At 57.0% G+C, this 23,214-nt stretch carries 26 protein-coding genes and 1 tRNA gene; 18 read left to right on the forward strand and 9 right to left on the reverse strand.

Annotated elements, in window-relative coordinates:
- Position 1 precedes the first annotated feature (1 nt).
- Positions 2-1,099: an LPS export ABC transporter permease LptG gene (gene lptG / locus BM347_RS03735; RefSeq protein WP_093915038.1), complete on the reverse strand. Its 1,098-nt coding sequence runs from the start codon at positions 1,097-1,099 to the stop codon at positions 2-4.
- Positions 1,096-2,226 carry an LPS export ABC transporter permease LptF gene (gene lptF, locus BM347_RS03740; protein WP_093915039.1) on the reverse strand — a complete coding sequence of 377 codons (1,131 nt, stop codon included), beginning with the start codon at positions 2,224-2,226 and terminating at the stop codon, positions 1,096-1,098. Before lptF ends, lptG begins: the two co-directional genes overlap by 4 nt.
- Positions 2,227-2,362: 136 nt before the next feature.
- On the opposite strand from lptF, the gene BM347_RS03745 reads away from it, so the two are divergent.
- Positions 2,363-3,835, forward strand: coding sequence for a leucyl aminopeptidase (locus tag BM347_RS03745; RefSeq protein ID WP_093915412.1), 1,473 nt, complete (start codon positions 2,363-2,365; stop codon positions 3,833-3,835).
- Positions 3,836-3,839: 4 nt separating this feature from the next.
- Positions 3,840-4,298, forward strand: coding sequence for a DNA polymerase III subunit chi (locus BM347_RS03750; protein ID WP_093915040.1), 459 nt, complete (start codon positions 3,840-3,842; stop codon positions 4,296-4,298).
- An 18-nt stretch (positions 4,299-4,316) separates the two neighbouring features.
- On the opposite strand, the gene BM347_RS03755 is transcribed toward BM347_RS03750, so the two are convergent.
- The 3 genes from BM347_RS03755 to BM347_RS03765 form a co-directional block, all read right to left on the reverse strand.
- Positions 4,317-4,904 carry a retropepsin-like aspartic protease family protein gene (locus BM347_RS03755; protein ID WP_093915041.1) on the reverse strand — a complete coding sequence of 196 codons (588 nt, stop codon included), beginning with the start codon at positions 4,902-4,904 and terminating at the stop codon, positions 4,317-4,319.
- Positions 4,905-4,955: 51 nt separating this feature from the next.
- Positions 4,956-5,603 carry a MarC family protein gene (locus tag BM347_RS03760; protein WP_175498504.1) on the reverse strand — a complete coding sequence of 216 codons (648 nt, stop codon included), beginning with the start codon at positions 5,601-5,603 and terminating at the stop codon, positions 4,956-4,958.
- A 92-nt stretch (positions 5,604-5,695) separates the two neighbouring features.
- On the reverse strand, positions 5,696-7,558 hold the full coding sequence (locus tag BM347_RS03765) for an ABC-F family ATP-binding cassette domain-containing protein (protein ID WP_175498479.1): 1,863 nt from the start codon (positions 7,556-7,558) through the stop codon (positions 5,696-5,698).
- Between the two features lie 103 nt (positions 7,559-7,661).
- On the opposite strand from BM347_RS03765, the gene ndk reads away from it, so the two are divergent.
- The gene (gene ndk, locus BM347_RS03770) at positions 7,662-8,084 is read left to right on the forward strand and encodes a nucleoside-diphosphate kinase (RefSeq protein WP_093915044.1); all 423 of its coding nucleotides are present in this window, start codon (positions 7,662-7,664) and stop codon (positions 8,082-8,084) included.
- Positions 8,085-8,150: 66 nt separating this feature from the next.
- Here the strand turns inward: ndk and BM347_RS03775 are convergent, their stop codons facing one another.
- Both BM347_RS03775 and BM347_RS03780 read right to left on the reverse strand, forming a co-directional pair.
- Positions 8,151-8,561, reverse strand: a complete 411-nt coding sequence (locus BM347_RS03775; RefSeq protein ID WP_093915045.1) for a DUF4112 domain-containing protein — start codon at positions 8,559-8,561, stop codon at positions 8,151-8,153.
- 76 nt (positions 8,562-8,637) lie between these two features.
- Entirely contained in the window at positions 8,638-8,970 is a 333-nt protein-coding gene (locus tag BM347_RS03780; protein ID WP_093915413.1) for a TfoX/Sxy family protein, read from the reverse strand.
- A 395-nt stretch (positions 8,971-9,365) separates the two neighbouring features.
- On the opposite strand from BM347_RS03780, the gene BM347_RS17530 reads away from it, so the two are divergent.
- The 7 genes from BM347_RS17530 to BM347_RS03815 all read left to right on the forward strand — a co-directional run bounded on the left by BM347_RS17530 (position 9,366) and on the right by BM347_RS03815 (position 14,935).
- Positions 9,366-9,533: an RSP_7527 family protein gene (locus BM347_RS17530; RefSeq protein WP_175498480.1), complete on the forward strand. Its 168-nt coding sequence runs from the start codon at positions 9,366-9,368 to the stop codon at positions 9,531-9,533.
- Between the two features lie 100 nt (positions 9,534-9,633).
- Positions 9,634-9,846 carry a DUF1127 domain-containing protein gene (locus tag BM347_RS03790; RefSeq protein WP_093915047.1) on the forward strand — a complete coding sequence of 71 codons (213 nt, stop codon included), beginning with the start codon at positions 9,634-9,636 and terminating at the stop codon, positions 9,844-9,846.
- A gap of 181 nt (positions 9,847-10,027) precedes the next feature.
- Positions 10,028-11,002 carry a Gfo/Idh/MocA family protein gene (locus BM347_RS03795; RefSeq protein ID WP_093915048.1) on the forward strand — a complete coding sequence of 325 codons (975 nt, stop codon included), beginning with the start codon at positions 10,028-10,030 and terminating at the stop codon, positions 11,000-11,002.
- A gap of 82 nt (positions 11,003-11,084) precedes the next feature.
- Positions 11,085-11,732 (forward strand): PAQR family membrane homeostasis protein TrhA, encoded by a 648-nt coding sequence (gene trhA / locus BM347_RS03800; protein WP_093915049.1) that lies wholly within the window; start codon positions 11,085-11,087, stop codon positions 11,730-11,732.
- A 224-nt stretch (positions 11,733-11,956) separates the two neighbouring features.
- Positions 11,957-13,732: a Hint domain-containing protein gene (locus BM347_RS03805; RefSeq protein WP_093915050.1), complete on the forward strand. Its 1,776-nt coding sequence runs from the start codon at positions 11,957-11,959 to the stop codon at positions 13,730-13,732.
- A 67-nt stretch (positions 13,733-13,799) separates the two neighbouring features.
- A complete protein-coding gene (locus tag BM347_RS03810) occupies positions 13,800-14,246 on the forward strand; it encodes a hypothetical protein (protein WP_093915051.1) in 447 nt (148 codons plus the stop codon).
- Entirely contained in the window at positions 14,246-14,935 is a 690-nt protein-coding gene (locus BM347_RS03815; protein ID WP_093915052.1) for an HTTM domain-containing protein, read from the forward strand. Before BM347_RS03810 ends, BM347_RS03815 begins: the two co-directional genes overlap by 1 nt.
- Before the next feature lie 19 nt (positions 14,936-14,954).
- Here the strand turns inward: BM347_RS03815 and BM347_RS03820 are convergent, their stop codons facing one another.
- Complete coding sequence (locus tag BM347_RS03820) at positions 14,955-16,259, reverse strand: GAF domain-containing sensor histidine kinase (RefSeq protein WP_093915053.1); 1,305 nt, start codon at positions 16,257-16,259, stop codon at positions 14,955-14,957.
- Positions 16,260-16,566: 307 nt separating this feature from the next.
- Positions 16,567-16,656, reverse strand: a tRNA-Ser gene (locus tag BM347_RS03825).
- A 144-nt stretch (positions 16,657-16,800) separates the two neighbouring features.
- Between BM347_RS03825 and BM347_RS03830 the strand changes: the two genes are divergently transcribed.
- The 8 genes from BM347_RS03830 (at position 16,801) to proB (ending at position 23,193) form a co-directional block, all read left to right on the forward strand.
- The gene (locus tag BM347_RS03830; RefSeq protein ID WP_093915054.1) at positions 16,801-17,643 is read left to right on the forward strand and encodes a DUF2059 domain-containing protein; all 843 of its coding nucleotides are present in this window, start codon (positions 16,801-16,803) and stop codon (positions 17,641-17,643) included.
- A complete protein-coding gene (locus tag BM347_RS03835; protein WP_093915055.1) occupies positions 17,643-18,467 on the forward strand; it encodes a hypothetical protein in 825 nt (274 codons plus the stop codon). The genes BM347_RS03830 and BM347_RS03835 overlap by 1 nt, the downstream gene beginning before the upstream one ends.
- A 198-nt stretch (positions 18,468-18,665) precedes the next feature.
- Positions 18,666-19,391: a 50S ribosomal protein L21 gene (locus BM347_RS03840; protein ID WP_093915414.1), complete on the forward strand. Its 726-nt coding sequence runs from the start codon at positions 18,666-18,668 to the stop codon at positions 19,389-19,391.
- Between the two features lie 12 nt (positions 19,392-19,403).
- The gene (rpmA, locus tag BM347_RS03845) at positions 19,404-19,673 is read left to right on the forward strand and encodes a 50S ribosomal protein L27 (RefSeq protein ID WP_008225807.1); all 270 of its coding nucleotides are present in this window, start codon (positions 19,404-19,406) and stop codon (positions 19,671-19,673) included.
- Between the two features lie 218 nt (positions 19,674-19,891).
- Positions 19,892-20,494, forward strand: a complete 603-nt coding sequence (locus BM347_RS03850) for a LysE family translocator (RefSeq protein ID WP_093915056.1) — start codon at positions 19,892-19,894, stop codon at positions 20,492-20,494.
- A gap of 2 nt (positions 20,495-20,496) precedes the next feature.
- Positions 20,497-21,033 (forward strand): GNAT family N-acetyltransferase, encoded by a 537-nt coding sequence (locus BM347_RS03855; protein WP_093915415.1) that lies wholly within the window; start codon positions 20,497-20,499, stop codon positions 21,031-21,033.
- 28 nt (positions 21,034-21,061) lie between these two features.
- Positions 21,062-22,096, forward strand: a complete 1,035-nt coding sequence (gene obgE, locus BM347_RS03860; RefSeq protein WP_093915057.1) for a GTPase ObgE — start codon at positions 21,062-21,064, stop codon at positions 22,094-22,096.
- Positions 22,084-23,193 (forward strand): glutamate 5-kinase, encoded by a 1,110-nt coding sequence (proB, locus tag BM347_RS03865; protein WP_093915058.1) that lies wholly within the window; start codon positions 22,084-22,086, stop codon positions 23,191-23,193. The genes obgE and proB overlap by 13 nt, the downstream gene beginning before the upstream one ends.
- Positions 23,194-23,214 lie beyond the last annotated feature (21 nt).

The raw sequence follows: 23,214 nt of genomic DNA on the forward strand, positions 1-23,214 counted from the left end.
ATTAGCCATCCTCCGCATGCAGCAACAAGCCAAGCGCCAATAGGATCGACGCCAACGGTGGTGCCCAAGCCGCCAGGACAACTGGAATCTGTCCGTTTTCCCCCAAAATCTGTGCAAAACTGCGAATGAAATACAAACCGAACCCCAACAGAACAGATGCCAACACGGCAATGCCTGTGCCCCCGAACCTCGTATGGCGCATGGTGAATGCGCTCGCAACCAGAACCATCGCCACCAGGAAAAACGGGCGCGCCATTTCGGTCTGAAGCCAGACTTTGTGGCGGCGGGGCGAAAACCCTGCCTGCTCCAGCTGACGGATAAAATCAGGCAAGTCATAAATCGAGACCGCCCCCGGATCACTGATGCTTTCGCGGATACGGTCCAGCGTTAGATTGGATGGCAATGTCAGCGTCTCGAAATACTCGGCATTGGCTTCGGCATTCACCCCGACTTCAAGCGGCCATGACTTTGCGCCGCTCAGCACCCAAGTGTTATCTTCCAGCGCGGCGCTAGTCGCCTCGATCCGGCGAATGGGGCCACCCTCGGGGGCGTAGGCAATAAAGGTGACATCATAGAGCACCGACGCGTCCTCATTAGAGCGCCACGCTCGGATCACCGTTTGTCCCAGCTCACCGCCCTGACGCAGCCACAGACCTTCGGCGCTGATCGACAAAGCAGAGGCACCGCCCGCGCGAATATTCTCGGTCAGCTGCAAATAACGTTTCGCAGTGGCGGCCACAATCGGATTGAGCATGCCAACGGCCATCACACCGATGAGAAACGCAGTCACAATAGGTGCGCGCAAGGCAACAAGCGCGGACCGCCCCGCCGCACGTGTCACGACAAGTTCGGAAGATCGCGCGAGAGACAAAAACAAAACAACGGTCGCCAAGATCATGATCAAGGGTAAAATCAGGTTCATGGTTTCGGGGGTGTTAAGCAGGGTCAGCCCCAAAATGCGCTGCCACCCGATATCATAGCTGCCGAATTTACGCGCATGTTCAACCATATCGATCAAGATCAACAGTGCAAACAGCACCGCCGATATCAGCAAAAAGCCCGTCAGAAAACGGCGCGCGAAATAGAAATGCAGGATCATGCCGCCCCCTTCACCCGTAGCATCCGGCGCAGCGCGCCGGGATGCGCGGTTTGCCAGATCATCGCCAGCGCAATAGTTAGTCCTATCAAGCTTGGCAGGTAGATCAGCGGCCACCGGCTGGCATCGCTGCGCACCACGCCTTCTATCGTTCCACGAAAACCGTCAATGGCAATCAACAGCCCAAAAGCGATCACAATTTCACGCCAGACGCCAAACCGTGAAAACCCGCCCAAAATCAATGTGGCATAGCCAATCATGGCCGCGACGATACAAAACAGCGGCGCAGCAAACCGACTGTGAAATTCTTCAGCGATCATCCCTTGGGATACCCTGACCTTGGCTCCAAGGGCGGACCAACCTGTGAACAACGCAGGGGTCACCATCGTATCGACCGACGTATAATTATTGGTGATGTCGCTAACGAGCGCCGATATATCGAAGGAAAAGTCGCGGAACTTGGTCGTCGATAGCTGGTTGGTTTCATTGTTCAGACGTTGCGCCAGACCGTCTACCATAATCACGGTCTTCCCGTCACCATTGCGCACAAGATAGGCCTCGGATGCGGAATATATCATGCCCTCATTAGGATCACGGCGATCTGACAAAAATACATCGCGCAAAACGCCATTCGGGCCGATCAAACGGGTGTAGAACGTCACCTTGGACGTGGGGTGCAGAAATTCGCCCTCGGTCAGCAGCCGCGCGGATACGTTTCGTGAAATCTCAGCCTCGCGTTGGGTCAGTTGCGCTTTGGCCATTGGCACCAAAAAATGGGTCAGAACAGACAACATCGCCGCAACGCAGATCCCATAGACCAGCACCGGGCGTGCCAAACGCCAAGGGCCGCTGCCCGTCGCCTGAAGCACGGTTAGCTCAGCCTCGCTGGTCATGCGGTTGATCACATAGACCGATCCTGCAAATGCCGCGATGGGAAATACTGTGGTGATCAACTTGGGCAGACCCAACACGGTGAATTCCAGAAACACCAGCGCCGTCTGGCCATCGCCAATCAGGCGGTCAAACAAGATAACGGCGCGGTTGATCCAGAAAATCGCGACCAGGACCAGCGCAAAGAAGCTGAACAGGATCAGAAACTGGGACAACATATAGCGGTCGAACTTAGCCATTCTGCGTCCCTTGGGTTTTTAGCGGATATTTTCGACGCAGGATAAAACAAATTTTCCTCGGCGAAAACTGCTATCTGGCCTTAGCGGCGACTGCGCGCTAGGTCTGTAGGTAATTCATATGAAAAGGACGCCGATCATGACCGCATTGACCCCAATCAGCTTTGCCCAAACTGACATCGACCAAATTGCCGGGCACGCGGGCCGTGTTGCCGTCACCATTGATTCCGAAGGCAAGATGAACCCAAGCGCGCGCCGGATCAACAAACTGACCAAAGGTGCGCTGGAACGTCTAATTCAAACAACCAAATTCGCCGATCTTAAACCCGGCGAGGTACTGAGCATGGGCTATCCCACCGGCATGACGGCAGAAGCGGTCGATGTGATCCACTTGGCAAACAACGCGAATATTGATGATCTGCGCAAAGCTGGGGCAAGCCTGGCCAAGCTGCGCGGTGCGACCGATTTGCTGGTTTTGACAGGCGGGTTGCGCAAATCGGCCGAGCTGTGCTTTGGCCTTGCCATGCGCGACTACAGCTTTGAGGACAACAAAAGCGATGGCAAACCGCGCAAGGGGACGGTCACAATCATGGCCAGCAAACCCGATGAGGTGAAAGAGGCGGCAGAACCCCTGCTGGCCATCGCTGACGGGGTCTTTATGACCCGCGACCTGACCAATGAGCCGGCCAATGTGCTCACAACCACCGAATTCGCTGACCGCCTAGCCGAAATGGAAAACATCGGCCTTGAGGTCGAGGTGCTGGACGATGATGCGCTGGAGAAGCTGGGGATGCGGACCCTTCTATCCGTCGGTCAAGGATCGGCCAGCCCGTCTTATGTCGTTGTTATGAAATGGAATGGCGGCGAAAAAGACGCAGCCCCACTGGCGCTGATCGGCAAAGGCGTTGTGTTTGACACAGGCGGCATCAGCCTGAAACCCGGCGTCGGCATGGAGGATATGACCATGGACATGGGCGGCGCCGGGGTCGTGGCCGGGGTTATGCGGTCTTTGGCCCTGCGCAAGGCCAAGGCAAATGTTGTCGGTCTGGTCGGTCTGGTCGAAAACATGCCCTCGGGCACGGCAACGCGCCCCGGTGACGTAATTAAAACGATGAAGGGTGACACAGTCGAGGTGATCAACACCGACGCCGAGGGCCGTTTGGTGCTGTGCGATGTGTTATGGTACGCGCAGGACCGTTTCGAACCTGCTGGTATGATTGATCTGGCCACCCTGACAGGCGCCATCGTGATCGGCCTTGGCCATGAAAATGCCGGCGTGTTCTCGAATAATGACGCGCTATGCAATGCCTTTCTCAAGGCTGCTGAGGCCGAGAGCGAAGGCGCATGGCGGATGCCCATGGGGCCGGGCTATGACAAGCTGTTGAAAAGCCGGATCGCGGATATGAAAAACATCGGCGGGCGCGATGGCGGTGCCATTTCAGCGGCGCAATTTCTGGGGCGCTTCGTCAAGGACGAAACCCCCTGGATCCATCTTGATATTGCCGGGGTTGCCTCGCTTAAAACTGAGACAACCTTGTCGCCGATCGGGGCTACTGGATGGGGCGTTGCATCCCTGAACCGGTTGATTTCGGACAATTTCGAGGGCGAATAACCCAATGGGTGCCGCGTATTTTTACCATCTGACACAGCGACCTTTGGTCGAGACGTTAACCATGCTGTTGAGCAAGGCCCAAGGGGCTGGGTGGCGCGTGGCGGTGCGCGGCACCGATACCGATTTATTGGCGCAAATGGATGCCGCCCTGTGGCAGGGCCCCGACGACGGGTTTCTGCCACACGGGTTGGCTGGCGGTCCCCATGATGCGGAACAACCGGTTCTGTTGACCACCCAAACCGATGCGCCAAATGGGGCCACTTGTGTGTTTTCGATCCACGGTGCCGACGTAACAGCGGACGAGGTCGCGGCCCTTGATCGCGTGTGCATTTTGTTTGACGGGTTGGATGATCTGGCCCTGAACAAAGCGCGCGGGCAGTGGAAGAAACTGAAGGATGCAGGTGCGTCAGCGCAATACTGGTCGGAAGAAAGCGGCCGTTGGGAGAAAAAGGCCGAGACCTGAACAGGTTACTGCGCGACGCTAACGTGTCAGAATCAGCTCGTTATTTGAAATCTCAATCCGGCCCCAGCGTTGCAGATAGCCCATCCCCAGCAGAGATTGCTGCATCTCGCCGTCATTCACCACGGCAGGCACGTCGAAATCGCGCACATCGCCCAATTGCACTTCGTTCAACCGCACAAAGGCGGTGCGCACCTCTCCGTTGGCGGTATTGGCGCGACCAAGATAGTTGAGCGTATCAGGCGATAGACCGACGCGCTGCGCATCCTCGCGGGTGAGGACCATGTCACTGGCACCGGTATCCACGACAAAGCGGATCGGCGCGCCATTGATCTGCACCGTCAAATAATAATGGCCATCTTGGGCACGGGGCAGGGTGACGGTGCCGATCCCGCCTGAATAGCTTTGCTGGGGCGCGCCGGAATTGCGCGCGATGTCATCCCACAGCGCGTAACCTGCTGCGGCACCAACAAAAATCATGCCCCAAATTGCGGCCTGTTGCAGGGTTTTGTTAAATCCTTCGCCGCGGCCCTGCATGAAGAACCAGCCAGCGACCATCGCCAGCAAGACCAAAAGATATATCAAACGACCGGTTTCAAATTCTGCCATTGGACGCTCCGTTGTTCCTTGGGTGGAATATGGGGCGCGTGATGGGGTTTGTCAGCCCGCACCCGGCCCAAAACCAAAGGCGCTAAGGCCATCAAGCACGAATTGCACCGAAAGTGCTGCCAAAAGCATGCCCAAAAGCCGGGTGATCACGTTAATGCCAACCTTGCCCAAAGCACGTTCAAGATAACCGCTTGCCTGCATCGTGATCCCCATCAGGGCCAACACCGCAAAGGTGATCCCCATCACCGTCACGAACCCTTCGATACCCGGCTTTTCGCCAGTCAGCAGGATCACCGAAGCAATCGAACCGGGGCCCGCAATCAACGGAATTGCCAGCGGAAACACTGACGGGTCGTCGTGATCCTCGGCGTCATGGTCCGGGTCTGTCGTGGCTTGCTCGCGCCGCTTTGTGCGCCGGTCAAACAGCATTTCAAGCGCAGTTAGAAATAGCAAAACCCCGCCAGCCACCCGAAAGGCGGCCATGGAAATGCCGATGAAACCCAGCACGGCCTCGCCGAAGGCGGCGAAAATAAACAAGATCAGCCCGGCAATAAACACACCGCGCCATGCGACACGGCGGCGCTGCGCATGGGACAGGCCGGGGGTGAGGGCCAGAAACATCGGCCCAATCGCAAAGGGGTCGATGATGACGATCATCGTGGCAAAGGCCGTGATCATAAAGGCAATGTCGAGTGTCATCATATGTAATACCGGGGGCCAGCCCCATCCATTTCGCTTGAGAAGTGGTTTCTAGAAACCATCCCCCGGGATATTTGTCAGCCAGAGAAATCTTAGGCGGAGGCTGTTTCCAGTTTTTCCAGAGCCGCCATCCAGATCGCTTCCGCACGTTCAAGGGCTGCCATGACTTCGGCGTATTTTTTGTTCCACACCTCAAGTTCGCCGACTTTTTCCTTTTCGTAAAGGGCAGGGTCGGCAAGTTTCTTGGCCAGCTTATCGCGCATGTCGTTGATTTTGGTCACGCGGGCCTCGGCTGTGCGGACTTCTGACCGCAGGGCAAGGATGTCTTCGCGGTTGGCGCGCTTGGGTTTTGGGGCCTCTTTAACAGGCTTAGGGTTCTTACTCACGGGCTTTTCAACCGTCAGCAGCATCTTGCGATAGGCTTCGAGGTCGTCCTCGTAGGGTTTGACCGTGCCATCGGACACCAGCCACAGACGATCTGCGACCATCGACAGCAGGTGCATGTCGTGGCTGACAAGGATCACCGCGCCGGAATAACGGGTCAGCGCCTCGACCAAAGCCTCGCGGGATTCGATATCAAGGTGGTTGGTCGGTTCATCGAGGATCAGCAGATGCGGCGCATCAAGGGTTGCCAGCAACAGCGACAGGCGTGCCTTTTGACCACCGGACAGGCGGCCAACCTCGGTATCGGCTTGGTCGGGGCCAAGGCCAAAACCTGCCAGTTGCGCGCGCAGTTTGGACTGCATCACGCCGGGGCGCGCAGTGATCATGTGCTGCAACGGGGTCTCGTTGATGATCAGCTCATCCACCTGATGCTGGGCAAAGAATCCGATGCGCAGTTTGTTGGAATTAACCGCTTTGCCTTCGAACAGGACCAGACGGTTGGAGAGCAGCTTCGACAGGGTCGATTTGCCCTGACCGTTGCGGCCCAGAAGCGCGATGCGGTCGTCTTGGTCGATGCGCAGGTTGAGCCGCGAGAGCACAGGATTGCCTTCGGTATAGCCTGTCGACCCGCCTTCGATGCTGATGATCGGGGGGGACAGCTCATCAGGCTGCGGGAAGGTAAAGACCTTGCGCGCCGCTTCCTCGGGTGGGGTAATTGTTACCATCTTTTCAATGGCTTTCATCCGCGACTGCGCTTGTTTGGCCTTGGATGCCTTGGCCTTGAACCGGTCCACAAAGGCTTGCATATGCGCCTTATGCGCCTGCTGCTTTTTCGCCTGCGCCGTCAGTTGCGCCCGTTTTTCGGCGCGCATTTTGGCGAATTGGTCATAGTTACCTTGGTAATAGGTCAGCTTGCGGTCTTCGAGGTGCAAGATCCCACCGACGGCGCGGTTCAGCAATCCACGGTCGTGGCTGATGATGATCACCGTGTGGGGATATTTGGCCAGATAGTTTTCCAGCCACAACGCCCCTTCAAGGTCGAGATAGTTGGTCGGCTCATCGAGCAGCAGCACATCAGGCTGGGCGAACAGCACACCGGCCAAGGCCACACGCATGCGCCAGCCGCCAGAATAGGCGGAGCAGGGCTGTTGCTGGTCGTGATCGTCAAAACCAAGCCCCTTGAGGATCGAGGCCGCGCGCCCTTCGGCCGACCACGCGTCGATGTCGGCAAGGCGGGTTTGCACCTCGGCAATGCGCGCGGGGTCTTTGGTGGTTTCGGATTCCACGATCAACGCGGCGCGTTCAATATCTGCCGCCAGCACCGTGTCAATCAGCGAAACCTCCGACGATGGCACCTCTTGGGCGACGCCGCCAATCTTGGCGCGCGACGGCAGGGTGATTTCACCGGCGTCCAGCCCCAATTCCCCACGAATAATGCGAAACAAGGTGGTTTTGCCCGCGCCATTGCGGCCGACGAGGCCCACTTTATGACCTTCGGGAATGACGGCGCTGGCCTCCTCAAACAAGGGACGGCCTTCGATGGAATAGTTGATTTCTGAAATGCGTAACATGGGCGCGGTGTGAACCATGTCTGGCCCCGCGTCAATCGCGCCTTTTCACGCGGCAATCCCCATGTTAGGGAGCGCCCAATTTAACCCCTATAGGAGAGCTATCATGGCCCTTGAGCGCACATTCTCGATCATCAAACCAGACGCAACACGCCGCAACCTCACCGGCGCAATCGTTAAGAAATTCGAAGACGCAGGCCTGCGCGTTGTTGCCAGCAAGCGTATTCACCTGTCCAAAGCGCAAGCAGGCGAGTTTTACAAAGTACACGCCGAGCGTCCCTTCTATGACGAACTGTGCGAATTCATGGCCTCCGCGCCAATCGTTGCCCAAGTTCTGGAAGGCGAAAACGCCATCGCGAAAAACCGCGAAGTTATGGGCGCAACCAACCCTGCAGACGCAGCGGCCGGCACCATCCGCGCTGAATTTGCTGAATCAGTTGGCGAAAACTCGGTTCACGGGTCGGACGCACCTGAGACAGCCGAAGTTGAAATCGCTTACTTCTTCTCTGGTCTTGAACTGGTTGGCTAAGCCTTCCTGATTTTGAGAACTGATTAAGGGTCGCAGGCAACTGCGGCCCTTTTTCGTATCAGCCGCTTACCCTCGCAGGATGGGGTGATGCGACGAAAGTTTCCCCTCAACCACATCCTCGGCCGAGCTACGGTGATTCAAATGATCCCTCAACAAGGCCACGTTGCGGGTGTTTGCCTTCCAGCCGATGTCAAACAGATCACCGACAAGTGGGATGGCCCCAATCGCAAGGTCGATGCCCACATTTGCCCCCATGCGCCGTAATACTGCGGCGCTTGCGCCCATGCGGTGCGACTCTTTCATGATGTAGCCAGCAGGGGCCAAGGCAAGTGCATCCCCGATCCCCGGCACCAGGCCCAAGAGTGAATCCCAACCCAACCGAATGCCAAGCAGAGGGATGCGGAATGCATAATCCATACTGCGGGCCAGCCCTTGCAAGCGATCCAGATCTTTTTCAGTGGTAGAGTGCAGCGCCATTGGGTCCTCATTAGCTGTCATCTATAATATAAAAGATAACGCGCTCGGGGATCATCCGGTTCCTATGGGCTGCCTTTTACGTTCCGGGTGCCCTGATACCGATCTGGTCCATCATGCGCTCAAACTCTGACTGGGCGGGATCAAAGGCCCGTTCCTTCATCGCGTCGAACTTGACTCGCAAAGCTTTCTTTTCTTCGCCTTTGCAATCGTTCCACGGGCGGCCCTGAAGGCCCATCACCAGTACGTAATAGCCGATAAAGTGGGGCCGGTGTCCGGCGCGCAGCAGCATTTCATAGGCCGCATCCGCGCCAAGGTCGCGCAGTTGTTCGGCGCTGTGCACGCCAACCTTGGCCAGGCTTTGTTCAAACGCGGGGCCAAGATTGCGGATCGAGGAAACAGGGTCTGTCATGACGAAAAGTGTATCGTCTTGGCCACCTGCTGTCACCCGTCAGATGCTGGCGTAATCCGTGAAAACCGGCTGTTTTGTTTGAGGCTGTACGGGTTTTGTAGGCACGGGTGCCGCCTTGACGGGGGTGGGGATGCTTTGGGCCATTTAACTGCTCCATTAGGGTGCGAAGTTTTATCTCGCGGGCCGGTTAATTCAGCCGTACCACTCTGTCCATCCCAAGGCAGGCCAAGGGCAATTATATGGCCATTTCGTGCCTGCACCGCGCCCAAATTCGGCAGTATTCCGCCATTTCGAAAGCCATGCAAAAACTGCATATCGACTATGGTTTGCACCTTTGCACGGTCAGGCACATATGCAGTCCACGGGCAATGAAGCCCAGAAATGGAAAGCTGAACATGACTACCAACGTCACATACCGTACCGCCACACCGCTAGAAGTTGACCGGATCCTTGCGCGTGCCAATGCAGAGCGCAGCGCGTTCATCGCATCGCTCGCGATCAAAGCATCCGCAAAACTGCGCGGTCTGTTTTCGAAAACACCACGTGGGGCCGTTCCTGCGTAAATCATGCGACTTGTCCCCAAATTATAACAGGGACCAAAACGCGATACCAACCCGTTGCGGTGGATAGGCCACCGCAAACCGAAGATGAGAAGAGAATAAAATGAGCTATACAACAGCAACCACATCAAGCTTTGACGTCGCTGCAAGAATGCACAGCCTGATCGAAGGCTTTCGCGCGAACCGCGCCCAAAAGCGCGCCGAACGTCAAACCTATAACGAACTGGCCGCGATGAGCGACCGCGACCTGGCCGATATCGGCGTTGCGCGCGGCGAAATCCGCCATATTGCCGCACAGGCAGGCGTTCTGCGCTAACCCGCGCCAAGAACCCACCCAGAGATTTCACCCCCGCATGGCCCGGCGCTATGCGGGGGTTTCATATTTTAGGGCAGGGTTTTCGCCTCGCGGTTCGGGATGTTCCTGTGCTAAAGCAACGCAAGCCGTTGATGCCCCTGTATGAATTGGGTGCGCGGGCATCTGAATTTTGAGGGACGACATGACAATTAAGACAGCAATCATCGGTCTGGGCATTATGGGTCAGCGCATGCTTGAGCATATGCAAAAGCATCCCGCCTATTCGGTTGTCGCGATTTGGGACCCCAGCGATGATGCCTGCACCACAGCTAGGGCTGCCGCCCCGGATGTAACGCTGACAGCCACCGCCGAAGACGCGATTGCCGCTGCCGATCTGGTCTACCTTGCCTGTCCGCCCGTTCCGCGCAAGGCCTATGCCTTGGCCGCAGCCGAGGCTGGCAAGGCCGTGTTCCTTGAAAAACCCCTTGGCATCGATATCGGAGAAAGCCGCGATCTGGTTGCCAAGATTGATGCCTTTGGGGTTCCCGCTGCGGTGAACTTCACCCAAGCGGCTGGGGCAGCCCTGACTGATGTTCACGCGGCGGCCAAGGCAGGCGATCTGGGCGATCTGGCTGGTGCGGATATCATCGTGACCTATGCCGCATGGCCGCGTGCGTGGCAGCAAGCCGCAGATTGGCTGCGCTTTCGTGCCGAGGGCGGCCTGACTCGCGAAGTAATCTCGCATTTTCTGTTCTTTTCCGAACGTATATTGGGCCCGCTCGAACTGGTCTGGGCGCAACCCGACTATCCAGCGGGCACCGATCTGTGTGAAACCCATGTCGCCGCACGGCTGGTATCGGCAACTGGCGCGCCTGTCACCATCATGGGCAGCGTCGGTGGCGCACAACCGGACCGTCAGGAATTGACCATCAAAGGGACCAAGGCCAGCCGACGTATCTCAGAGTTCTATCTGGATGATGTGTCAACAGGCGGTGCTTTCACCCCGGTGGTTGAGGAATACGCCGACCCGCGCGCAACCAGCCTGCGCGCGCAGTTGGATGATCTGGTGCTGCTGATCGAGGGCAAACCGAACCGTCTGGCAACCTTGCCCGAGGCATTGCGCGTTCAAATCCTGATCGAAGCCATCTTGGCAGGCAAATCCGCGCCAGCGCCGTAAACGCGCCAAGCTTACGTACCGGCGTGGTGGACTTTTGGCGGGGCGGCGGCTACCGACGTTGCAAGCTTTGCCAGAGACGCCCATGATAGATACGACATTCCCCAGTGCCAACCCCCGCCACAGGCGCGCGGATATGGCTGTTCACATCTTTGGCTTGGTACTGGTTCTGGGGGCAGGTGGTGCCTTAATCAGCAAGACCACAGCCGAGTTGGGCATCGCCCCAATCATTGCCGTGTGGGTTTACGTGCTCAGCGCTTTGGCGTCCAATCTGGCCTCTTGGGCCTATCATTTCCTGCCTTGGCATGCGCAGCGCGTACAGTTGCGCCGCATTGATCACGCCGCCATTTATCCTAGTATCTCAGGCACCTTCACGCCGTTTTTTGTACTGGCAGGCACCCCGTGGACGATGTTTTTGCTATGTCTATGCTGGGTCCTGACCGCCGTGGCAATCTGGAACAAGATCACCAACGAACAGGTAAAATCGCGCTGGTCGACGGCCTCATACCTAGGACTGGGGGCGATTGGCCTATCAGCGCTCCCTGATCTGAACATGGTGCCCGCCGAGACGCTGTGGTGTGTCCTTGCCGGTGCGGCTGCCTATGTGGTGGGGACGGCGTTTTATGCGCGCAAGACCATGCCGATGCGCTATGCCATCTGGCACATATGGGTCAACATCGGCAGCATCTTGATGTTTGTGGGAATCTGGCGCGCATATTTTTACCCCGTGTAACACGCGTCGGTTGAGGGTCGGCAAAGTCGTGCCCAAAAACCATGCTGAATAATAGAATCGTTACGTCATTCGACGCTTACGACCGCCAAAATGCGGTCACAATTTCGAATGTCGGCTGTCGCTCCTGCAACTTTATATGTAGGTGAGGGTCAAATTCTACTGCGTCTGAAACCGGGTTCGCTGCTGAACCTTTCATGACGATACGACACTTAAAGGCTGCTTTGATGGCAACGATAAATGGGACGTCGGGCTCTGACACGATTCAGGGCACGGCTGACGACGACCAGATACAAACTGGCGGCGGCGATGACCGCGTGTCCGGCGAAGGTGCAAATGACCTGATTGACGGCGGTGCGGGCAATGACGTGCTGTACGGTGATGCGGGTGTCGGCACGGCGCCGGGCAACGACGCAACGCCGGTCACGCTATCCTTTGACAATCGGGTTTCCAGCGGCGGCGGCGATACGGCCAAACCGGGCGATAAGGTCGTGTACCGCGACGTCGCCACATTGACCGATGGAACACCGGTATATGCCAGACTGGTTCTGGTCAGCACCTCGAACGAGAACATGCCAATAAACCTGTCGGGCGGCGAGGGGTTCGAAATCCTGTTGAACGCGGGGAGTCAGTCAAGACCCCAATATGGTGGGGAAACTGCGAGCTTCCGGTTGGAATTCTTTAACCCGAACACCGGTTTACCTGTCTCGCTGAATTCTACCGCGACGTTCAATGACCTCGACAGAAACAGCGACGGCGATCAGGAATCCGTTACGCTGGACGCCGACAGTTTTACCGCCTTTGCCACCAGCGACGATTCCGCGCTGAACGTGACAACCCAAAACGGTACTGTCACAGCAACCGGCACCCAACAAAATGACCCCAACGATCAGGATTCGTGGTTTTCAGGCCGGTTCGAGGATCGTGAATTCATCGAATTCACCTTGGAGACACGCACAACGCAGTCCGGCTTCACGTTGTCGGGTGATCTGATTGATGAACCGGTCGAAGTGCCGATCGTGGCAGGCGATGACACGCTTTTTGGCGGGTTGGGCGATGACACGCTGCTGGGCCAAGGCGGCGATGACAATCTGGATGGCGGCGTAGGAAGCGACAAGATGTCCGGCGGCGAAGGCCACGACACGCTGACCGTCGGGGGCGGCGATGATCTGGCTGACGGCGGGCAGGGCTCCGATCTAATCAACTTTACCTCAGGTGGCAATCACACGATCGTCGGTGGTGAAGATGCTGATGGCCTTGATAACGATGTTCTTAATCTGACCGGGCTCGACAAGTCGAGTTACAAATTGATCAAAGAAGGGCCGGAATCCGGTAGGATCGAATTTCAGGATTCCCGCGGGAATATCACAGGGACAACAACCTATTCCGAAATCGAAGACGTGGTTATTTGCTTTACGCCTGACACACGCATCGCAACCCGGCGCGGCGAAATTCCGGTCCAGCAGTTGAAGGTCGACGACCTTTTGATCACCCGTGACAATGGTTTGCAGCCGGTCCGCTGGATCGGTCGCCGCAACCTCAGCCGCGCAGAGCTTGTCGCGGCACCGCGCTTTCATCCGATTATGATCCGGGCAGGGGCCTTGGGTAACAATCTGCCGCAATGGGATATGGTGGTCAGCCCGAACCACCGCATCTTGATAACATCTAATCTGGCCGAGGTGATGTTCCTTGAACGCGAAGTTCTGGTCGCGGCAAAGCATCTTGTCGGGCTGGATGGTGTTAACCAAATTCGCGCGGCGCGGGTCAGCTATATCCATATCTTGTTCGACCAACACGAGGTCGTGCTGGCGGATGGGGCGTGGGCAGAAAGCTTTCAACCCGGTGAGCATTCAATGGCAGGTATCCTGCCCGAGCAACGCGACGAAGTTCTGACCCTGTTCCCAGAGTTGAAGCGCCCCGGAGGCCTGACAAACTACGCCGCTGCACGCCGGTTGCTACGTGCCCATGAAGCGCGTATTTTGACATCGGAAACAATGCACTAGACGCGGGCCTCTACATCTGCGGGTCGAATTCACGTGATCTTAATGACCAGCCCGTTAACTGTGTTTCATGCTCAAAACCCTGTCGCTTGTTCTACCTGTGCTCCTGCCGTCCTGGCGGTTTTTCCAAACGATTGAGCCTTCTCCCCGGGTGCAGTGGACCCTGTTGTCAAAGGACGGCGTGGCCGACTGGCGGGAATTCAGACCGCGCCCCGCGACGATAACTGTGCTGCAAATGCTGACACGGCTGATCTGGAACGGTGCCCGGAACGACGCGCTGTTTGTGGTCAGCTGCGCGGAACGCATTACAGAAAGCCCAACCGCGCACAGCATCAGCGAAATACAACGGCGTATTCTAAGTGACCTGACACATGACGACCTGACACATGGATCATCCGTTTCAGACGCGCATGCTGCACAGTTCCGGTTGGTATTTATATCTCGCGAAGGAACAGGGATGCGTCAGGAAACCCTTTTTCAATCCGATCCCTTTCCCGTCGCAGGTGCAGCAGCATAATGACGTTTGAATGCGCGCTGCGGGCCACGGAAATCCTCTTGGCTCTCGCATTTTTGCAGCAATCGGCCGAACATCTGACCGGCACCCATACGGCACCGTTGCTGTTTTTACCGCGTGCGATGCTTAGCATTGCGTTGATTTCAGGCTGGTACAGCTCTTGGGTTCTGCTGGCGCTCTGCATCCATAGCGTACTGATTTTGCATCGCTTTCAGGGGCCCTATAACGGCGGCAGTGACCGTATGGGACTATTGATACTATATTGCCTGTGCCTGTCACGTTGGCTGCCTGATGGTCTGCTGGCCCAAGCCGCATTCGGATATCTGGGCATACAGGTCATCCTGTCCTACTTCATCTCGGGGCAGGTCAAGATCGTGAACCCCGAATGGCGCAGCGGGCGGGCGCTGTCCGACGTATTCAGCTTTTCGGCCTATCCCGTCGCCGAAAACCTACGCGGTTTGGCGCAGTTCCCGCGGTTGCTGTGGGGGGCATCATGGGCTGTCATGCTTTTTGAGGTGCTCTTCCCGCTTAGCTTTCTAAACGAGACACTGCTGATCGCCGCGCTGTTCATTGCCGCGACATTCCATTTGGCGAACGCCTGGCTGTTCGGGTTGAACCGGTTTTTATGGTTCTGGATTGCGGCCTATCCGTCACTGCTGTGGCTACAGTCACGCCTTATTGGCACGGGATAAACGCCTGTGAATGAGCCAATTAACCTGCCGTTTCACTCTGGTCGGCCGCTGCGAAGCGGATCGTAAACATCGTTCCGACGCCAAGCTCGCTTTCATAGTCGATGGTGGCCCCGTGTTGCGTCAAAATCTGCTTGCAGATGTGCATTCCAAGGCCGGCCCCGTTCTGCAACCGCGCGTCGGACCCATCCACCTGCGAGAACAGACCGAAAACCTTTTCCTTTGACCCATCCGGGATCCCCACACCGTCATCTTTTATTATGATCTGAGGCCCGTCTTCGTCACAGTGCAGGCTAATCTCGACATTACCGCCCCGTTTGGAAAACTTGAACGCATTAGACAGGATATTCGCCAATACCCGATCCAGTTGGCTTTTGTCACCGCTTACAATGCAGGGCTGGCCTGTTCCCGAAACCGTAAGCGTCACTTGCCGGTCTGCGGCATAATTGCGATAGGCCTCCGCTGACATGTCGATCAGCGCACTTAGATCAACCGGGCCAAAGCTGACTTGCCCGGTGCCAAATTCTTGTTTTCGCAGCCTAAGAATATCATCAACCAAAGACAGCAGCCGCTCGCTGTTTTCATAGGCGATTTGAACCAGACGTTGCGCCTTTGCCGAACTGGCTTCCTGCATGTCTTTGCGCATCAGGCTTAACGCGCCCTTGATCGAGGTCAGCGGCGTGCGCAACTCGTGGCTGACGATCGATACAAACTCGTTCTTGGTATTCTCTGCCGCGACCAGCTTTTCCATCGACTGCCGAAGCGACCCTGTGAGGTCGATCATCTCTGTGTTCCGTGTGGCAAGTTCCTTGGCGTAACCGATGAGATCCCTCTTTTCGCGATAGGACACAATCAATGCGGTGATCGCCGCGCCAATCTTTGAAAGACCCGCCTTTACATCGTCAGAATAGGTCTTGGGCTCAACATCCAGAACGCAAAGCGTGCCAAGACGCATATCCTCTTCAGGCTCCAAAACGGTCCCAAGATAAGACCGAAAACCCGGTTGCCCCACAACGAACGGATGATCTTCAAACCGGGGATCCGCTTGTGCATCTGTCACCTCGAACTGCGCGCTACCCATGATCGCATGGGCACAAAATGAGACGTCCCTGCTGGTCTGCTTTACCCCGCCCAAGCCGACGCCAGCCAGCACATGTTGCTGGGTCTCGGCAATCAATGTCACCAAAGCAACCGGTGCTCCCGCCAAGGCCGACGCCACCTCGCACAGCCCTTGTATCTCCTCATATGGAATAGCTAAGTCGAGGCCCAACAGATCTATATATGCCAGCCGTTCCGCTTCATTTTTTGGGACAGGCGGGAGGATCATGCATCAGTCCCCAATAGTGCAGCGTGTGCTAAAATTATTAACGTTATGCAGATCATTCTAACCTCATTTCCCCCAAGACCAGCCCGGCCAAAATCTCCTTGGGGTAATATTTGTGTCACCTTTTGAAAGGGAACACTCCTTAAAAATTACCAGTGCGTTCATTGGCGCTTTCCAGATGATATAAAAGGAAATTGGCAATTCTAAGACTGCCCGCACGATTATCGGCATGTGATTTCAAGCATCAGTTGAAAGCACACCACGCCGGCGCGGTACCACCTGAGGGTTTTTGTTATCTGATTGGAAATAATGGCGGAGAGACAGGGATTCGAACCCTGGGAACCCGTGAAGGCTCAACGGTTTTCGAGACCGCCCCGTTCGACCACTCCGGCACCTCTCCGCATCGGTGTGGTGCGCTCGTTTAGTCCCGATTTGGCGGGGTGACAAGGGGGGCGGGGGGATAATTCTGGGTCACGGGGATTTTCATTGCCGCCCGCCTTATTTGTCCTAAGATCACAGCGGTTGGTAATACAAGGATCATGCAATGCGGGCGCTGGAACGAATTTGTCACGTGGCAATCATGGCCGCGGCCGTCTGGATGACGGCGGTTGCAAGCCCCGGGCATGCCGCGGATCAGCGGCGCGTTGATGCATTTCTTGAGGTAACGGGGTTTGGAGTGGCGCTGGAAAGCATTCGGCTGTCGGCGGATTCTGCGCCTGAAATGCTCGGCATTGATGCTCAGGCCTTCGGGTCTGAATGGTCCCGGCTGGTGCGCGAAGTGTTTGACACAGATGTGATGTTGCAGATGGGCTCTGACATCCTGACGCAAACGCTAAGCGAAGAGGCGCTTGAACATGCGGCGGGGTTTTATGCGTCAGATCTGGGTCAACGTTTGGTGACGGCGGAAAACGCGTCGCATATGATGGATGATGGCGCGGCCAAGTCCGAGGCTGGCATTGCCATTCTTGAAGGGGTCCAGCGTGTTAATCCGGCCCGCGCTGCGCTGCTTACCAGGTTAAACGAGGCCAGCGATGTCGAAGACAGCTCAATCAGGGCGATCCAAGAGGTGCAGATCAGGTTTTTGATGGCCGCAGCCGGGGCAGGGGTGATCCGCTTGCAGATGGAAGAACCCGACCTGCGCGAGGTTTTGCGTAGCCAAGAGCCCGAGATGCGCGCATCAATCCAGCAAAACGCACTGGAAACGTCAGCCTACACTTATCAGGCATTTTCCGACGATGAGGTGCAGGCCTATGCGCAAGCGCTGGAACACCCCACGATGCAAGAGGTCTATGCGCTAATGAATGCCGTGCAATACGAGATCATGGCCAATCGTTTTGAGGCGGTGGCGGCGCGCTTGGCGGGCATGCAGCCCAGTCAGGACCTTTGATGCGCCTGCTGTTTATCTCGCCGCTGCTATGGCTGCCGCTGCTATGGCTGTTGGCGGCACCGCTCTGGGCCGATGCGCGGGCGCAGGTGTTAATGGATGCTCTTAAGATCGACGAGGTCGCCGCGATTTTGCAGGCCGAGGGGTTGGACTATGCCCAGACCTTGAACCAAGACATGTTGGGCGGGCAGGGTGGTGCAGGCTGGCAGATACAGGTCGATGCGATTTACAGCCCTCAGCGGATGGTCGAAACCCTGCGCGGTTTTCTAGAGGCTGAGCTGCAAGGTGACATGCGCGAGCTGACGATCGATTTCTTCGCTTCGGGCATCGGCGCGCAGATCATCACTCTGGAAAATGCCGCCCGCGCCGCCATCACGGATCAAGAGATTGAAAACGCCGCCCGCACCAAGTTTGCCGAGCTGGAGGGCAGCGATGATGCGCGTCTGGCCCAAATTACCGCGCTGATTGATGCTGGCGATATGATCAACCGCAATGTTACCGCCGCGATGAATGCGAACTATCAGTTCATGCGCGGTCTGGCCGATGGCGGTGCCGTGGACATGACCGAGCAAGAGATTCTGGCGGAAGTCGGCGAACAGCAAGAAGAGATTACTGAAGATACTACAGGCTGGCTGTACGGTTATTTACTCATGGCCTATTCACCGCTGGAGGATGACGCGCTGGACCGCTATATTACCTTTGCGCAGACAAAGGCTGGCATGGCTTTGAACCGGGCGCTGTTTGATGGCTATGGTGCCGCCTATGCTGATATTTCTTATACCTTGGGTCGGGCCGTTGCGTTGAATATGGTCGCAGAGGAGCTTTAGCCCCTAAAACGCCGGTTCGCCGCTTGACATAAAGGCGGCAGTGGTGCATTTGGCAGCTCTCAACCCAAAGGTATCCGTCTCGGATGCCTTTATTATTTTATGATCATCCCGAAATGGGGTGCGCTGTCCGAGGTGGGCCAAGGCCCGAAAACACCCGATAAGGGGACCACAGGACGCGAAAGCGAAAAAGGAAAACGCATGTTTGCGGTCATCAAGACAGGCGGCAAGCAGTACAAAGTTCAATCCGGCGATATGCTTCGGGTAGAACGTTTGGCTGCTGACGCGGGCGAAACAGTCCAATTCAACGAAGTTCTGATGCTGGGCGGCGACAGCCCTGTTGTTGGCTCCCCCATGGTAGACGATGCCGGCGTTCAGGCCGAAGTTGTTGACCAGATCAAGGGCGAGAAAGTCATCCACTTCGTCAAGCGCCGCCGGAAGCACTCCTCCAAGCGCACCAAAGGCCACCGTCAAAAGCTGACGCTGGTTAAAATCGGCGAGATCATGGCATCTGGCGCAGGCAAGTCCGGCGCAAAAGCAGCCATCGGCACAGGGTCGGTCAGCGCAGCAGCCGTTGCAGCCATCGAATCCAAAGCAGCCGCCAAGGTTGACGCAGCCAAGCCTGCGAAGAAAACCAAAGCAGAGAAAAAAGCGGCAGCCCCTGCTGCTGAAAAGCCCGCGAAGGCAGCCAAAGCAAAGCCAGCCAAAAAAGCGGCTGCAGCTGAAGGCGCAGACGATCTGAGCAAGATCTCTGGCGTTGGCCCCGTCATCGTTGGTAAGCTGAACGGCGAAGGCATCACCACATTTGCACAAATCGCAGCGTGGACAGATGCAGACGTAGAAGCAATCGAAGAGAAACTGTCGTTCAAAGGTCGTGTGGGTCGTGAAGACTGGATCGCACAGGCCAAAGAACTGGCAAAAGGCTAAGGAGAGACACCAATGGCACATAAAAAAGCAGGCGGTTCATCCCGTAACGGTCGCGACTCCGCAGGACGTCGTCTTGGCGTAAAAAAATACGGCGGCGAAGCTGTTATTCCCGGCAACATTCTGGTGCGTCAGCGCGGCACAAAATTCTGGCCAGCTGAAGGCGTTGGCATGGGCAAAGATCACACCATCTTTGCCAAGGTCGACGGTAAGGTTCAGTTCCACAAGGGTCTGAAAAACCGCACGTTTATCTCGGTCCTGCCAGTGGCAGAAGCCGCAGAGTAAGCCGTACCTACAAGGGTTTTGAAAAAATTCAGGGATCGGCGGAAACGCCGGTCCCTTTTTGTTGTTAATCAATTGTTTAATTTCTCTGTCCAGAAAGGAAGGGCTTAGATGACACTGCCACAACGCTCTTTCCGGATCATTGCGACGGCGGCGCGTGAAATCTGCGCATCTGTGGCCCTCCGACTGTTGTCAGCATCCCTATCGGTTAGGGTGCCCTCATGAGCGTCGCAATCGCATCACTCGCGGTATTTGCTGTCAGTCAGGTCGGCACACCAGGCCCCGCCAATATGGCGATGATGGCAACCGGCGCGCGCTTTGGCTTTCGTGCCGCATTGCCATTCGTCGCAGGCGTGGCATTGGGCAAACAACTGATCATCTGGCCCATCGGTTTTGGCCTGATGCAACTGGCCGAACAGGCACCGCTGTTGTTCACACTGCTGAAATTCGCATCAGCGGCCTATATCATCTGGCTGGCATGGAAGGTGGCAAACCTGCGGTTGGGGCAGGGGCACGAGACGGAAAATGCCCCCGGATTTGCGGCAGGGCTGATTGTGCACCCCCTGAACCCTAAGGCATGGGCGATGATCGTTGGCAGCTTTACCGCATTTGTCACCCCCGGCACGCCAACCTTGGCTGCCACCGCGACAGTCGCCGCTGTGTTGCTATGCTGTCAGGCTATTTTGCACCCCCTCTGGACACTGGCCGGGGCAGGTATTGCAAAGACTGTCGCCGGTACCATCTGGGAAAAATATCTGATGTGGTTTCTGGCCACTTTGACAGTTGCATCAGTCCTATTCGTATTGTTCGGAGGAGGAGCATGACGATGAAAACTCTACAAATCCCCACGCAGCCCGTGATTGAAACAGAGCGCTTTGACCTGCGTCCCGTACGCCAGTCCGATCTGGGCCTGATCGAACTTTATGCTAGCGATCCGCGCGTGGCCAATAACACCGTCTCCATTCCCCATCCGCTCCCCCCCGGCGTGATCGAGGCCTATATCAAACGCGCCACCAGCGATGAGCGTATCGAAGACGTGTGGGTGATGGACGGGTTGAAAACCGGTGGCTCCGAAGTGATGGGGGTCATCTCCCTTGTCAAAATGGACCGCGACCAATCCGAGGTTGGCTATTGGGTGGCACCTGCATTCTGGAACACCCATCTCGCCTCCGAAGCCGTGCAAGCGCTGGTTCAGGCAAACCCGCTTGGCAATAATAACATGTTCGCGTCGGTGTTCCGTGACAACCCGGCCTCGGCCAAAGTATTAACCAACGCAGGTTTCCGCTATCTCGGGACTGCCGAAAGCTATTGTCTGGCGCGCGAGACCTGCGTACCTACATGGACATATAGCATCAAACTGTGATCTGCCGTGCCCCGGAAAGGCCCCTGAAATGAAGTTTCTCGACCTGTGCAAAGTCTACATCCGCTCTGGCGCAGGCGGGGGCGGCTGTGTGTCGTTCCGCCGCGAGAAATACATCGAATATGGTGGTCCTGATGGCGGCGATGGCGGGGCCGGTGGCTCTGTCTGGGCCGAAGCGGTTGACGGTCTGAACACGTTGATCGATTTCCGCTATCAGCAACATTTTTTTGCCCGTAACGGCCAGCCCGGCATGGGCAAACAGCGCACCGGCAAAGATGGCGATGATATCATTCTGCGCGTTCCCGTTGGCACTGAATTGCTGGACGAAGATCAGGAAACCGTTCTCGCCGATATGACCGAACTGGGCCAACGGATCGAACTCGCCCGTGGCGGCAATGGCGGTTGGGGTAACCTGCACTTTAAATCGGCCACCAACCAAGCTCCTCGTCGCGCCAACCCCGGCCAAGAAGGCGTTGAACGCACGATCTGGCTGCGTCTGAAACTGATCGCCGATGTGGGTCTGCTGGGGCTGCCAAATGCGGGCAAGTCCACGTTTCTGGCCGCCACTTCTAACGCGCGTCCGAAAATTGCCGATTACCCGTTCACCACATTGCACCCGAATTTGGGCGTTGTGGGCGTGGATAACACCGAATTCGTCGTCGCCGACATCCCCGGTCTGATCGAAGGGGCGTCCGAAGGGCGCGGTCTTGGCGATCTGTTCTTGGGTCACGTGGAACGCTGCGCCGTGCTGTTGCATTTGATCGACGGCACCTCTGCGACCATTGCCGCGGATTACCAAACCATTATCACCGAGCTTGAGAAATACGGCGGTGATCTGGCCGACAAACCTCGCGTGACCGTGCTGAACAAGATCGACGCCTTGGACGAAGAAGAACGCGCAGCCGCGCGGGCCGAACTGGAAGAAGCCTGCGGCAGCGACGTGATGATGATGTCCGGCGTTGCCCGCGAAGGCGTGACCGATGTGCTGCGTGCCTTGCGTGGCCAGATCGACGACGACCGTCTGCGGTTCCGCCCCGCCGAGGAAGAAGCGCCTTGGCAACCCTAAGCGACGGCAAACGTATCGTTGTTAAAATCGGCTCGGCCCTGTTGGTGGACAGGGCGACAGGCCAGCTGCGCGCCGATTGGTTGCGCTCGCTCGCGCAAGATGTGGCATGGCTCAAGGGGCAGGGCAAAGATGTTGTGCTTGTCTCCTCAGGCTCCATCGCTTTAGGCCGTGGTGTGTTGGGTTTGCCCATGACTACGCTGGCGTTGGAACAATCCCAAGCAGCCGCCGCCGTTGGGCAAATTCGATTGGCCCGCGCCTATGAAGAGGTGCTGGAACCACACGACATTACCACGGCGCAGGTGTTGGTCACCCTCGAAGACAGTGCCGACCGACGCCGTTATCTGAACAGCCGCGCCACGCTCGAGCAGTTGTTGTCGCTAGGCGCCGTGCCCATCGTCAACGAAAATGACACCGTTGCCACCGATGAAATCCGCTTTGGCGACAACGACCGCCTTGCTGCGCAAATCGCGGTGACAGTGGGGGCGGATCAGCTGATCTTGCTGTCCGATGTGGACGGGTTTTATTCAGCCAACCCCAATGATGACCCCGCTGCCATCCGCTATGAAACCGTCACCACCATCACCCCCGAGATCGAAGCACAAGCCGGCGATGCTGGCTCCGGTCTGTCCAAGGGCGGTATGAAAACCAAATTGATGGCCGCTAAAACAGCGACTGCCGCGGGCTGCGCCATGGCCATCTCCGAAGGGTCGCCTCTGCGGCCGCTATTTGCATTGGAAAACGGTGCGAATGCGACGTGGTTCACCGCGCAGTCCGACCCGCAAACCGCCCGCAAGCTTTGGATCACAGCGATGAAACCGCGCGGCAGTGTGACCCTTGATGCCGGTGCCGTGGCCGCCATGTCACGGGGCAAATCGTTGCTGCCTGCCGGCGTCACGGCGGTGCAGGGCCCCTTTGCGCGGGGCGATAGCATCTCGATCCTAACGCCGGACGGGCGCCCCATCGGATACGGGCTTACGCGCTATTCCTCTCACGAGGCGCAGATCATCAAAGGCCACCAAAGCACTGAAATAGAAGAGCTTTTGGGTTCTCCGGGCCGTGCAGCTTTGATCCACCGGGATGATCTGGCACTCTCTTGATTTCCAAATGGTTTAAAATCC

It is taken from the genome of Sulfitobacter marinus (genome assembly GCF_900116285.1).
GTDB classification, from domain to species: domain Bacteria; phylum Pseudomonadota; class Alphaproteobacteria; order Rhodobacterales; family Rhodobacteraceae; genus Sulfitobacter; species Sulfitobacter marinus.